12 protein-coding genes are annotated in these 14599 nt (G+C 32.7%); all 12 read left to right on the forward strand.

The annotated features are described in order from the left end of the window. Positions 1-338: 338 nt before the first annotated feature. The 12 genes from ACYUJ6_RS01855 to ACYUJ6_RS01910 all read left to right on the forward strand — a co-directional run bounded on the left by ACYUJ6_RS01855 (position 339) and on the right by ACYUJ6_RS01910 (position 14311). Positions 339-950 (forward strand): cupin domain-containing protein, encoded by a 612-nt coding sequence (locus ACYUJ6_RS01855; protein ID WP_461844196.1) that lies wholly within the window; start codon positions 339-341, stop codon positions 948-950. Positions 951-1535: 585 nt separating this feature from the next. Next, on the forward strand, positions 1536-2435 hold the full coding sequence (locus tag ACYUJ6_RS01860) for a DMT family transporter (RefSeq protein WP_461844197.1): 900 nt from the start codon (positions 1536-1538) through the stop codon (positions 2433-2435). 143 nt (positions 2436-2578) lie between these two features. Then, complete coding sequence (locus tag ACYUJ6_RS01865) at positions 2579-3934, forward strand: glucose-6-phosphate isomerase (RefSeq protein WP_461845412.1); 1356 nt, start codon at positions 2579-2581, stop codon at positions 3932-3934. A 164-nt stretch (positions 3935-4098) separates the two neighbouring features. Next, positions 4099-4320 carry a hypothetical protein gene (locus ACYUJ6_RS01870; protein WP_461844198.1) on the forward strand — a complete coding sequence of 74 codons (222 nt, stop codon included), beginning with the start codon at positions 4099-4101 and terminating at the stop codon, positions 4318-4320. A gap of 20 nt (positions 4321-4340) precedes the next feature. Beyond that, the gene (locus ACYUJ6_RS01875; RefSeq protein ID WP_461844199.1) at positions 4341-4778 is read left to right on the forward strand and encodes a YaiI/YqxD family protein; all 438 of its coding nucleotides are present in this window, start codon (positions 4341-4343) and stop codon (positions 4776-4778) included. Positions 4779-4998: 220 nt separating this feature from the next. Continuing rightward, positions 4999-7002, forward strand: coding sequence for a triple tyrosine motif-containing protein (locus tag ACYUJ6_RS01880; protein ID WP_461844200.1), 2004 nt, complete (start codon positions 4999-5001; stop codon positions 7000-7002). 68 nt (positions 7003-7070) lie between these two features. After that, positions 7071-7748 (forward strand): lytic transglycosylase domain-containing protein, encoded by a 678-nt coding sequence (locus ACYUJ6_RS01885; RefSeq protein ID WP_461844201.1) that lies wholly within the window; start codon positions 7071-7073, stop codon positions 7746-7748. A gap of 242 nt (positions 7749-7990) precedes the next feature. Further along, positions 7991-8707, forward strand: a complete 717-nt coding sequence (locus tag ACYUJ6_RS01890; protein ID WP_461844202.1) for a pseudouridine synthase — start codon at positions 7991-7993, stop codon at positions 8705-8707. Between the two features lie 489 nt (positions 8708-9196). After that, positions 9197-9490, forward strand: a complete 294-nt coding sequence (locus ACYUJ6_RS01895; protein ID WP_461844203.1) for a YerC/YecD family TrpR-related protein — start codon at positions 9197-9199, stop codon at positions 9488-9490. 191 nt (positions 9491-9681) lie between these two features. Further along, complete coding sequence (gene pcrA, locus ACYUJ6_RS01900) at positions 9682-11922, forward strand: DNA helicase PcrA (RefSeq protein ID WP_461844204.1); 2241 nt, start codon at positions 9682-9684, stop codon at positions 11920-11922. A gap of 33 nt (positions 11923-11955) precedes the next feature. Continuing rightward, positions 11956-13950: an NAD-dependent DNA ligase LigA gene (gene ligA, locus ACYUJ6_RS01905; protein ID WP_461844205.1), complete on the forward strand. Its 1995-nt coding sequence runs from the start codon at positions 11956-11958 to the stop codon at positions 13948-13950. A 91-nt stretch (positions 13951-14041) separates the two neighbouring features. Next, positions 14042-14311 (forward strand): hypothetical protein, encoded by a 270-nt coding sequence (locus tag ACYUJ6_RS01910; RefSeq protein WP_461844206.1) that lies wholly within the window; start codon positions 14042-14044, stop codon positions 14309-14311. Positions 14312-14599: the final 288 nt, after the last annotated feature.

The following is a 14599-nucleotide window of genomic DNA, read 5'->3' on the forward strand; positions in this document are numbered from 1 at the left end:
CTTTAATTAGGGCGTACCTGGATTCGATTTACACAAATCCAGGTACGCCTTGTTTATATAGTTTGCCAGTGCGTGGACTTTTTTTATTCAATATTATTTAAACTGGCTTACGCCTTAAGGTTCTTATTTCAACTTCATGGGCACCGTACATTTCAAGTAGGGATTTGTTTGTTTCATTCAGTGCCTTTTAAAAGCTGTTTTAATATTTTATCAGCATCAGACATTATACTGATTCCCTTCTATAATTAAGATATGATTTTATATAGAATGAATATAATCACGTTTTCAAAAATCATGACATATTATAATCTTATAATAATATACAAGAAAGGAATGGTATGTATAATAATTATAGAAGACATCCATGCTATTACTATTATAACTCATATTTATGCCCTTATTTAGACAATATACCAAAAGGTGATTTGAATTATTGGAGAGGGTTTGATAATACAATTAGTTTCTGTGATAATAGGGTTAAGTATGATTCAAAATTTGACTCTGTAGAAATGGAAAGGGATAACAACTCAATTCAATTGAGAGATTATGGACCACAGCCCTTTGTAGTAAATATAAATGAAGCTACTGAGCAGAATAATAACTTTCGTACTGCATTATGGACAGGAAAACATCTTCAAGTCACATTAATGAGCATAAATGTTGGTGATGACATTGGACTGGAAATGCATCCAAATGTTGATCAGTTTATACGTGTTGAAGAAGGTCAGGGACTTGTTAGAATGGGAAATAGAAAAGATAACTTGAATTTTCAGAGAAGAGTGGAAGATGATTTTGCAATAATGGTGCCAGCTGGCACATGGCATAATGTCGTCAATACAGGCAATAAACCACTTAAAGTATACTCTATTTATGCACCTCCTGAGCATCCTCGAAATACAGTCCATATGACTAAAGCGGATGCGGAAGCTGCTGAAAGGAGTCAGCAGTGATTTAAAAAAATAATTATTTTAACACCGTGTTATTCAAAAAAATTACACGGTGTTTTTTATGTTTACAAAACAAAGATTTTATAAATTTAATAGAGGAATGATAAATGTTATTTCCAGTAATAAGAGTTAAATATAAATAAGCTGATTAAGAATATTGCTGATTGAGAGACTTGGGTTAGTGCAGTTAATTAATATATGCTATAATTTTTATAACATGATAAATGCTGGGAGGTTATGATAATGCAATGATACAATTATAAATTTTGATTCGGCTCTCAGTATAAATCTTTCAAGGTATCAAGAAGATATGGTATCAGATTTAGGAATATTATCATCCTTATTATCCTGTGAATTGGAAAGCTATATGACCGGACTATTACTGAAGAAAAGAAGTCAGCTGGACAAACAGCAGTTCAAACTCAGGTATCTCAGCTTCAAACTCACACAGTTCCAAAGTGAAAAAAGCCGACTACAACAGGAAAGTTTCCTGTTATGACGTAAGGTGGATCTTTCCAAGTTGTTTAATATTTTATGTGAAAGTACAATAATTATAAATATCTATTTTAGTTTGAGGGTGTATGTAAAATGAAAATTACCGCAGAAAGAAAAGCTTTAACTGCAGATCTGTCTCTTTTATTAGTTGCATTAATATGGGGAGGAGGTTTTATAGCTGCTAAAGTGGCCCTGTCAAGTATTACCCCCTTTTATTTGCTGTCATTTAGATTTTTGTGTTCGGGATTTATTTTATATGTAATATTTTTTAAAAAAATGATAAAAATAGACAGACAAAGTTTGATTGCTGGAATTGTTCTGGGATCAATCTTGTATGCAGGACAAACTTTTCAAACTATTGGACTTAAATATACCACACCAGGCAAGCAATCTTTTTTAACTGCTTCCTATGCTGCAGTAGTACCTTTTGTATCCTGGCTGTTAACTAAAAAAAAGCCTCATGCTTGTTCGGTGTTGGCAGGTCTTTTAACTTTAATGGGAATAGGCTTTTTAAGTTTACAGCAAAATATATCTATAAGTTCTAGTGATAGTTTGACGCTGCTCTTTACAGTTGTGTATTCTTTTCAGATAGTTTTAATCGGAGTCTATGCTGAAAAAGATATAAATCCTATACAATTGACAACAGTGCAACTATTATCTGCAGGTGTACTTACATTGATCAGTGCATTAGTATTTGAACCGCATATTCAAGCTGTAAATAGTGAAGGTATTATTGGAGTATTGTATCTTATAATACTTAATACTACTGCTGCATTTTTGGTACAAAATATAGCACAAAAATATACATCTGATACTCATGCTTCAATAATATTGTCAATGGAATCGGTATTTGGGTGTTTTCTCTCCATAATTTTAATGGGAGAAGTATTTACAAAAAAGATGGTCATTGGATGTATAATTATATTTATCGCAGTGGTTTTATCCAAAAGTAATCTTAATAGTCACAGCTTTAAATTTAACAAGAACTGTTAATCAGTGCTTATCTTTTATAAAATATATAATAGGGTCAAAAATATTGGGCAATATAAATTATAAATGATTATTTTAAGATACATTTAATAATAGTAATATAATATTAAAATAAGCTAAATTGACGGAGGTGGAAATCAATTGTGTTGAATGGAGGTATAAAATTAGATTTGAGCAAGGTTTTCCCATACATACGGGAAAAGGAAATTATAAGTTGCCAGCCGGCAATATCAATTGCCCATAATATGATAGAAGATAAAAATGGCCCGGGAAATGATTTTTTGGGATGGGTTGATTTACCGGTAAATTATAATAAAAGTGAATTCAATAGAATAAAAATTGCAGCACAAAAAATACGAAGGGACTCTGATGCTTTGATAGTTATAGGAATAGGAGGTTCCTATTTAGGATCCAGAGCAGCTATAGAAATGCTTTCACATAATTTTCACAATAGCTTGCTGAAATATAAAGGGAAAAAGTTAGCGGTTTTTTATGCAGGCAATAACATGAGCTCAAATTATATGTGTGATTTGCTTCAGGCTGTAGAGGGAATGAATTTATCAGTAAACGTTGTCTCAAAATCTGGAACAACTACAGAACCAGCCGTTGCCTTTAGAATATTTAAGAGGCTGCTGGAAAAAAAATATGGAAGAGAAGAAGCTAAAGACAGGATATATGTAACCACGGATGAGAAGAAAGGTGCTTTAAGAAAACTGGCAGATAGGGAAGGCTATGAAACTTTTAACATACCGGAGGATATAGGTGGAAGGTATTCCGTACTGACAGCTGTGGGACTTTTGCCCATAGCAGCTGCAGGTATAGACATAGATGAAATGATGCGTGGTGCAGGAAATGCACGAAAAGCCTATAAGGCTGAGGACCTGAAAAAAAATCCAGCATATCAATATGCTGTAGTCAGAAGCCTATTGTATGAAAAGAAAAAGATCACTGAAGTCATAGTGAATTTTGAACCATGTCTGCATTATTTCGGAGAATGGTGGAAGCAGCTGTTCGGAGAAAGCCAGGGGAAGGATAACAAGGGTATATTTCCTGTTTCATTGGATTTTTCAACGGACCTCCATTCAATGGGTCAATATATACAACAGGGAATGAGAATAATGTTTGAAACCTTTATAAATGTAGAGAAACCCAGAAAAGAAATGTTTATAGAAAAAGAAAATGAAGATCTTGACGGGCTTAATTTTTTGGATGGAAAATCCATGGACTTTGTAAATCATCAGGCCTTTAGGGGAACAGTTTTAGCTCATAATGATGGAAATGTACCGGTTATAATTTTAAATGTACCTGAATTGACTTCCTATTACTTCGGATATATGGTGTATTTTTTTGAAAAATCCTGTGGAATCAGCGGCTATTTAATGGGAATAAATCCATTTAATCAACCGGGAGTTGAGGCTTATAAGAAAAATATGTTTGCCTTACTTGGGAAACCGGGTTATGAGGATAAACAGATGGAATTGGAAAAGAGACTTAATTCATAAGCTGATCTTGACTGCTTTATGATGCCCCTGGAATGAAGCAGTATTATTTTAATTATAATTTTGCAAGACAGCTGCTTGTTGCAGCTGCTGCACGCGTTGACAGTTATTTATATCATGTCTATAATGATAAGTATAATGAGACCCTGTTTGATAGGAGGAATTTTATGAAGAAGGTGTTTGTTAAATCATTAATAATATATGTGGTTTTATTTTTTATGATAAATTATGCCAACACTTCAAGTCTTAATCCATTATCAATAGTAAAGATTTTGGTTATTTCTGTTTTGTGCGCACTGGCGCTTTCCGGCCTTACAGTTTTATTAAAAGCAAATTTCCTGAAAAACAATAAAGATAAGTTAAAAAATAGTAAAAAACATGAAAAATAGAGGAGAGTATAATAGAAAATATGAAAATATTGGTAGATGCAGATGCTTGTCCAGGAAGGGATATAATAGAAAGTATAGCTAGAAAAAACAATATACCGGTGATAATGTACTGCGACTTAAATCATATTTTAAATTCTGACTACAGCATTGTAAAATATGTAGACAGTGGATTTCAAAGTGTGGACATGGCACTTGTAAATAAGACTGACAGTGGAGACATAGTGGTGAGTCAGGATTATGGAGTTGCAGCCATGGTACTTGGTAAAAATGCGTATGCCATAAGCCCTAAAGGATATATATACGACAATGATAATATAGATAAGCTTCTTTTTGAAAGACATATATCTTCCAAAGTCAGAAGAGCCGGCGGAAGAACATTTAACCCCAGGAAGCGCACTAAAGAAGATGACTGCAGGCTCAAAAAAAATCTACACAAATTAATAAATGAATGTCTTTGATTTTGTTATCTGGATTGATCCCCGGAGAATAATTTATCCGGAAGTGCAGAGGCACTTATTCTTCACTTTATGAAGTTGAGGGGTATTAGCAATGACAGCTATGGGATAAAATATTGAAATAAATACATAAAAAGTGCTATTACAAAATATGGAATTATAGTATAATATAAGTTAGTAGAAGTCTAATCCAGGGAATTATTTTACATAGGGGATGATTTAGATGAATGAATTGACTATAAATTGTAGTTTAAAAAGTCCACAGGCGAAGGAATCAAGGATTGTTATAAATGTAGATAATAACTTAGAACAAAAACTTATTTATAAGTATATGATAGGATGTAATGGAATATGGGACACCTTAAGAGATTTTACAAGTGACGAAAAGGTAGAGTGGATTCCAGAGGAAGACGGGAAATATATATTAATGGTACAAGCTAAAAAAGTAGGTGGAAATAAAAGCTTTGATTATATATCTAAAATGGATTATATAATAGGAAGGGCAGAGGAAAAATTAATAAGCCGCATTTATATAGATAAAGATAAACTGGAATTAGGTGACAAACTTAATATAACAGTGGAAACCACTAAGTTTCCTGTTATATTTAGGTATTGGATAAGAATAGAGGATGAGTGGGAAATGATAAAAGATTACTCGGCGGATAATATACTCTCCTGGGTAGCTAAAAGTGAGGGAGCAGGTGAAATATTGGCAGAATGCAAGAATATTGATTCAAAAAATGATTTTGATGATTTTAAAAGTGTAAAGTTTCAGGTGCTCCCTTTAAAAGATATTGTAATAACAGATTTTAAATGTTTAACCTGGGATTTGGTGAAAGATTCGGAATTGATCTTTAAAGTGGACTCAGAACACGATAATGACAGGACCATACTTTATAAGTTTTTTAAAATAAATTCCAATGGAAAAACAGAATGTGTTCAAGATTATTCCACAAAAAGGATAGTAAGTTATATGGAGAAGGAAAGTGGTGAATATAAGCTTTTATGTCTGGCAAAAGATATATATTCCATGAATAAATTTGATGATAGGGCTGTTCTGAATTTTAAGGTGAAGAAATATGATAAAATTTATATAAAAAATTTTACTACAGATATAAATTACCCGCAATTATGCGGAACAAAGGTTACTTTAAAAGCAGAAACCATAGGTGGAAGAGAACTTCTATACAGATATGTAATTGAAGGAAACTGCAGTGAGGATTCCGGCTATATTACCTGCAATAATTATGTCTGGGAAAGCAGGCAGCCAGGTAAATATAAGCTTATTTTAATGGTAAAAGATAGATCCTTTCAGGGAAATTATGAGGCAATAGAGTATTTAAACTATATTGTAGATGAAAAAAGCAGAGAACCGGTTAAGATTGAGGGAGTAATTTTAAATAGAAATAATCCCATATTGAAGAATGAGGATATCAGTATGAAGGTAAATGCTTCCGGCGGAATGGATCTTAAATATGGTTTTTTAATAAGGAAAGACGGAACTGAATTGGAAAAGATAAAATATAGCAGCAATAATTTTATGGAATTTACTCCAAGCCAAAAGGGAAAGTATGAACTGGAAGCCAGAGTAAAAGACAGGTATTCAGATAGAGAGTATGACTGTCATTCAATAATAAGCATAGACGTTTTAGACTATATTCCCGCTGTAATTGATTACATATTATATCCTGCAAAAGAGCACTTTTTAGTAGGGGATGAAATTGTCATAAGTTCTGTAGCACAAAATACCAGAAGTATTGTTATAAAATATGTGCTCAGTATAAATGGGCATAAGGTAGAAGAAACAGATTTTGTTACACAAAAAATATATGCCTTTGTTCCCAAATACAGCGGTACATATAAAGTGGAAATTTTTGCAAGGAATATTAAAAGCTGTGGAGAATTTGATTGTAAAAGAGAAGTATGTGTAGAAGTTAATGAAGCACTTCCAGTGACAAATACCAGAATAACCTGTGATAATTTGAAATTTGTCTGCAATATGCCTGTCACCTTTACAGCCCATAACCAAGGGGGAAAAGATGTACTTTATGAATTTTACATAATGGAAAATGGAGATTGGAATTTAGTTCAAGGTTACAGCAAGAAAAATTATTATACTTTTATTCCATTTAACAAAGGTGAGTATAAAGTATTAGTTCTTTGTAAAAGCCAGCACAATAAGGTGTCTTACGAGGACTACAACATGCTTTTATTTAGAACTGAATAGTAGTAAACTTAAGTTGACACAGTTTAATACGATAAAAAATTGTAATATATTTTTAAGCGGGTGAAAAAATGAGTGTAAATAACGTAAGTTCTGCAGATCAGGATAAAGATCTTGAAAAAGTCCTACAACTTCAAATGATGACTGAAATATTTAAGCAAGCTTTTGGTAATGAAGACTCTGACTCCTTTCAGCTTGTCATGGAGAGTTTGACAAAAGCATTGACTGATAGCAATGGGAATATAGATATATCTAAATTATCACTGGGTGATGAAGATCTAAGTAAGTTAGGATATGGAGGCGGGCAGAGGCTAAATACTATCTATAATAGTGTAAAAAGTGATATAAAAAGTGGAAATTCAAGTATTGATGAAGCAGTGGAGAATGCTTCTAGAAAATACGGAGTGGATAAAGATCTAATAATGGCGGTTATAAAACAAGAGTCTGATTTTAATCCTCAGTCCAAGTCTCCTGCCGGAGCTATGGGGCTTATGCAGCTTATGCCTGGAACGGCCAGTGAATTAGGTGTAACCAATCCATATGATGTAGATCAAAATGTAGATGCTGGTACGGAATATTTAAAAAATATGCTGAATATGTACGGAAATTCCAAAGAACTGGCATTGGCGGCATATAATGCAGGTCCGGGAACCTTAAAAAACAGAGGTGTAGCTAGTAGCTCGGATATTGCTAAACTGCCTTATGAAACAAGAAATTACGTGCAAAAAGTTATGCAGTATTATGCATAATGACAAATACAAATATTTAGGTTTTAAATATTTAAGTACAGCTTTATATCTGAAATTTATAATTGTGAAATGCAGAACTGTAAAACCTTATGGATTGATGTTCTGTATTTTTATGCATGGATTTATTTAATTGTGTGAATCCTTAAATATTGATTTGCATAGTATTATTTTATGTCAAATGGAAAAATACTATAGTATTGTTAAAAGAACTGTAAATTGTGAATTAAAAGGGAGGCAATGAAGTGGATAGATTAGATAAGATATTGGCTAATTTAGGTTACGGTACCAGAAAGGAAATAAAATCCACAGTAAAAAATGGAGAAGTTAAAGTGGACGGGATAGTTGTAAAAGACAATTCTATAAAAATAGATCCATACAATTGCAAGATAGAGGTTTGTGGAAATAATATAGATTATAGGAAGTACATATATATCTTAATGAACAAACCGGATGGAGTCGTATCTGCAACTTTTGACAATCTTGATGAGACGGTTATAGATATTCTGGAGCCTAGGTATCAGGCATTTAAGCCTTTTCCTGTAGGAAGGCTGGATAAGGATACCAGGGGATTATTACTGATTACCAATGACGGGGACTTAAATCACAGGTTAATATCCCCCAAAAATCATGTGGATAAGGTATATTATGCTGAAATAGATAGGCCTGTGTATAAATCTGATATTGATAAATTTGAAAAGGGCATAGTATTGAAAGATGGGTATAGGTGCCTGCCTGCCAGGTTGAAAATTATAGAATCCGATGAAGATGGTTCAAGAGTGGAAGTAACCGTACAAGAGGGAAAATTCCATCAAATTAAAAGAATGTTCAATTCTTTAGAAAAAAATGTGGTATATTTGAGAAGAATACGATTTGGACCAATAGAATTAGAAGAAGGTTTAGAGGAAGGAGAATATAGAGAATTGTCTAAAGAAGAAATTGAAAGTATGAAAAAAATTTGAATGTGAATTTTTTTCATGCATATAAATATAAATTTTACTTGAAATTTTATTTAGACTTTACTATAATGAAAGTGCAAGGATAAATAAAAGGATGATAGCCCCCTTTTTATTTATGAGCAAACAGTCCATGCCCCAATGGGCTGTTTTTACTTTTTGCAGATGTATTTTTTCACATATACTAAAATTTTATGAATAACTCTTAGGCAGGGAATGGCAGCAGGTGGATAAATGTAATATAATATGCTGTATTGTAAAAATATTTGCAATTTTATGGATCAGTAGTTTAATACGTGATAGAATTAAAGAAGAGGCGTGTTAACAAGTGATTCTTCAGTTCAGCTGGAGTTTTGTTCATAAGGAATGTTTCTTTCAGCTGAACATTAGAAGGAACTTATCCAGTGGTATAGCATTGCTTATTCCCATTTTATTGAGGACTTTAGCAATGACCACAGCCATGGGATAAATATACATGAATAAGGAGTGACGTTCATGGGAGAATATAAATCCAAATTGGAAAGCAAAGAAATGGATTATTTATGCGAGGCGGTATTATGCTTAAAGACAAAAGAAGAATGTTATAGGTTTTTTGATGATATATGCACTATAAACGAAATAAAATCTTTGGAGCAAAGGCTTCAGGTAGCTAAAATGCTCAGCAATAAAAAGACCTATTTAGATATAGCTGCTGCAACGGGAGCTAGTACTGCTACTATAAGTAGAGTGAATAGATGTCTTAATTATGGAAGTGATGGATATAAGGTAGTATTGAAAAGATTGAAATAAAATATTTTCAGTATAAGTAAAATTTAAAGGTGCTGATGAATAGTCAGCACATTTTTTTATGCCTTCTATGATTAAAGTATTGCTGAAATGTTATAATATTAGACATAAAGCAGATGTATATAATTATAGTTTAAATGGAAATATAAGTTGATATTTATAACAGTATAAATATAAAAATAGGAGTGAATTTTATGGATTTAAAAAACCTTTTGAACAAGGAACAGTATGAAGCAGCGGTAACAATAGATGGTCCTCTGTTAATTTTAGCTGGGGCGGGATCCGGTAAGACAAGAGTTCTTACTTATAGAGTAGCTCATATGGTTAAAGATTTAAATATCTATCCCTCAAAGATATTGGCCATAACTTTTACCAACAAGGCAGCAGGAGAAATGAAGGATAGGATAAGAGAACTTGTTGGAGATGAAGTGGACAGTATGTGGATATCCACATTTCATTCAAGCTGTGTGAGGATATTAAGAAGGGAAATAGACAAACTTGGATATAATAAAAATTTTGCCATATATGACAGCTATGATCAAAAGGTGCTTATAAAGCAGTGTATGAAGGAATTGAATATAAATGACAAGGATATAACCGATAGAGAAATAATAAGTAAAATTAGTGGACAAAAGGATGATTTAGTGCCTCCGGAACAGTTCAAAAGGGAAAATGAAGGTAATTTTAGAATTAATAAAATTGCAGATGTATATTTGTTATATCAAAAAAAACTGAAAGATAATAATGCCCTGGATTTTGATGATCTCATATATAAAACTGTACAGCTTTTTAAAAGTCATTCCGATGTGCTGGAATTTTATCAGAGAAAATTTAAATATATAATGGTGGATGAATACCAGGATACTAATAGATCCCAGTATGAGTTTGTTAGGTTATTGGCTCAAGGACATAATAATATATGTGTGGTTGGAGATGATGATCAGTGTATTTATGCCTGGAGGGGAGCAGATGTAAGAAACATTTTGGATTTTGAACAGGATTATCCAAATGCAAAAGTAATAAAGCTGGAACAAAATTACAGATCAAAGGGAAATATATTAAAGGCAGCCAATGATGTTATAAGCAATAATGCTCATAGAAAGAGAAAAGTGCTTAGAACTGAAAGCGAAAGCGGAGATAAAATAAAATTGTATAGAGCATATTCCGATATTGATGAAGGAAGATATGCGGCATCCAGGATAAAAGAGATGTTAAAAGAAAATGGAAAAAGACAGTATAAGGATTTTGCAATACTTTATAGAACAAATGCCCAATCCCGTATTTTTGAAGATGTATTTATGAAATCAAATATACCTTACAGAATAATTGGAGGCCTTAAATTTTATGATAGAAAAGAAATAAAAGATATCATGGCGTACCTGAAATTTATAAATAATCCTTTGGATGACGTGAGCCTTAGAAGAATAATAAATGTACCAAAGAGGAGCATAGGAAATTCTACAGTACAGAAGATACAAAATTTTGCTGATTCCATGGAGGAATCTCTGTATAATGTGATTTTAGACGTGGACGAAGTGCTGAACTTACCAAAAAGAAGTGTTAATTCCATAAAAAAATTTGTAAGTATCATAAACACTTTTATTAAGAATAGGGATAAAATACCGGTATCTGCTTTGATAAAGCAAATATTGGATATTACCGGATATTTGGAGGAGCTTAAAATCAACAAGGAAGCAGACAGTATAAGCAGGGTGGAAAATCTTAAGGAACTTGTATCAGCTGCTTCTGAATTTGAAGCTGCATCAGAGGATACAACTCTTTCTGCATTTTTGGAAAAGGTAACCCTGGTTTCAGATATAGATAATTTTGATGATAATGCGAATTCAGTTGTATTGATGACTGTTCACAGTGCAAAGGGACTGGAATTTCCAGTAGTATTTATGGTGGGAATGGAAAATGGTATATTTCCAGGTATGCAGTCATTAGACAATGCTGAGGAGATGGAAGAATCCAGAAGACTTTGTTATGTGGGTATAACCAGGGCTAAAGAACAACTTTATATGACCTCTGCTGAAACCAGACGGGTATTTGGCAGGGTAGTGGCATATGAACAGTCTAATTTCATAGATGAGATATCCCGTGAATTAAGGGAATATGATACATTGAAGAAAAACAGCATAAATAATTTTTCAGATAAAGTTCTGGATAAGAACACTTTTTCGTGGACAAAAAAAGTGACTTCTGATAATTTATCAAAGGCAGTGAGGACTCCAGCTGCAAATAGTATTTCTAATGAAAATTGTCTGAAACCTGAAGGCATAAAAGAGGGAATAAAGGTTAAACACAGTAAATTCGGGGTGGGAACTATTGTCAGCATATCAAAGAATGGAAGTGATATAAAACTCACTATAGTTTTTGATAAAATGGGAATAAAAAATTTGATGTATGGAATAGCTCCATTGGAAGCCGTATAGGTCATATGTTAAATTTATTTATGAGGTGATGTAATGAGTGATGATATTGTATGCAAGATGAACAAAATTATAAAAGAGCTAAATAAGTACGCCTACGAATATTATGTAGAGGATAATCCAAGTATTTCAGATAAGGAATATGATATAAAGTATGATGAACTTGTAAAATTGGAAACTGAAACGGGAGTGGTTTTTCCCTATTCTCCCACTCAGAGAGTGGGAGACACTGTGTTGTCTCAATTTCAAAAGTATGTACATCGGGGCAGGTTATGGAGCCTTGATAAGGCCCAGAGTGTAGGTGCCATAGAGGAATGGCACTTAAGAAATGAAAAAATCATAAGTGATTATAATCTAACCCATGAAGATAAATTGCCGCAGTTAAGGTATGTACTAACCAAAAAATTTGATGGACTTACTATAAATTGTACTTATGATGAAAATGGATATTTAGCAAAAGCTGCAACCAGAGGTACAGGTATTGTGGGAGAGGACATAACAGCTCAGGCAAAAACAATAAAGTCCCTTCCTCTTAAAATAGATAATTATAATTTGGTTGAAATACATGGGGAAGCTATTATGACTAAGAAAGCTTTTGAACAGTATAATAAAAAAGCCAAGATCCCTCTTAAAAACTTGAGAAATGGTGCAGCTGGAGCTCTCAGAAATTTAAATATAAAGGAAACAGCTAGAAGAAACCTTTCGGCATTTTTTTATGATGTAGGATATAATGAGGGAAAATCCTTTGAAAGCTATGTGGAAATGATGAATTTTATAAGAGAAATGGGCCTGCCCCAGGACAATTATCTTAAAGTATGTACCAATATGGATGATATAAAAAGCGAGCTGGAGTATATACACGGCATAAGGGAGGAACTTCAATATGATATAGATGGTGTAGTAATAGTGGTGGATGATATGAGAACCAGAGAGGTTATTGGATATACTGTTAAATTTCCCAAATGGGCTATAGCATACAAGTTTGAGGCAGAAGAGATTACCACAAGGCTTTTAGGTGTTGAGTGGAATGTAGGCCGCAGTGGAAGGGTAACACCCACTGCCATTCTGGAACCGGTGGAACTAGCCGGGGCTACGGTAAAAAGGGCAACCTTGAATAATATGGATGACATAAAAAGAAAGGGAATAAAAATAGGCTGCAGAGTATTTGTAAGAAGATCCAATGATGTAATACCGGAAATCACATCGGTTGTAGAGGACAATTTAGAGGAAGCCAAGACAATAGAAGTTCCTAAAAAGTGTCCATACTGTGGAAGCCGGCTCATAAAAGACGGAGTTCACTATTTTTGTGAAAATACACTTTCATGTAAACCGCAAATGGTAAAAAGTATAGTTCATTTTGGAAGCAGGGAGGCAATGGATATAGAAGGATTTAGCGAAAAAACTGCAGAGCAGCTTTTTGAAAAATTAAATATAAAATCCATAGCTGATTTATATAGAATTCATAAAGAGGATTTAATGACTTTAGATAAATTTGGAGAAAAAAAGTCTCAAAACCTTATAAATGCCATAGAAAAAAGTAAAAACTGTGATTTGGCTTCATTTATATATGCACTTGGAATACCCAATGTGGGCAAAAAGACTGCTGCTGATTTATGTAAAAAATTCAATAGTTTGGAAGACATTCAAAAAGCTGAATTGGATGAACTTGTGTCCATTAAGGATATAGGAGAAACAGTGGCAAAAGGTGTAATAGAATTTTTTAAGCTGGATAATATAATAGAGAATGTAAATGAATTATTGAAGCTGGGAATTAAGCCTTATTTTAAAAAAGTTAACATAGAGAATAATGTATTTGAAGGAAAGACAATAGTGGTTACGGGAACTTTGAAAAACTATTCAAGAGTGGAAATAAAAGAAAAATTGGAATCCCTGGGCGCCAAGGTTTCCGGCAGCGTAAGCAAAAAAACAGATTATGTCATAGCAGGTGAATCCACTGGAAGCAAGTACGAAAAGGCAGTTCAATTTGGAGTTGAAATAATTGATGAGAATCAATTTGAAAATATGCTATAAATATTTACAAAATAATTAAAGAGAGTTATTATAAAAATAGTTTTATTTTATATCATAACTAAACTTCAGGTAAAAACCTGTGGAGGAAAAAATGAAAAAGACAATAAGTTTATTGGGATGGATAGGCGTTATATTTACTATCATTGCATTGGTATTAACACTTCTTACTACATATCATTTTACATATGTAAAGTATTTTAATGACTACTGTACACTGCAGTGGAGCATATTTGGCACTATGATGATATGGGCCGTAAATATGATGGTTTTTAGAACTAATTTCAAAAATATAGTGTATCCTATAACTTGTGTTATAATAGCTTGTGCAACTATGTTTTTTATGTATATGAAGGTTTATTAGTATGGAAAGACAATCTTTTTAGGATTGTCTTATTTTTTTGTAATTATATGTACGTATTGAGTTAATTTTTCCAGAAGGTAATTTTTATATTTTAGCTGTGACAATATCTGTTTGATAATTATAAATCCCCATATTAAAACAAACATTACGGTACACATAGTCAGGATACCTAAAATTTCTATTACAAGTAACATCTTTACATTCCTCCGTATAGATGAAATTTCAAGGATACAAAAATATTTAAAATATACGTGAACATTATAGCATAAAAAAGCTATATTAAAAATA

Source organism: Clostridium sp. JNZ X4-2 (genome assembly GCF_054889485.1).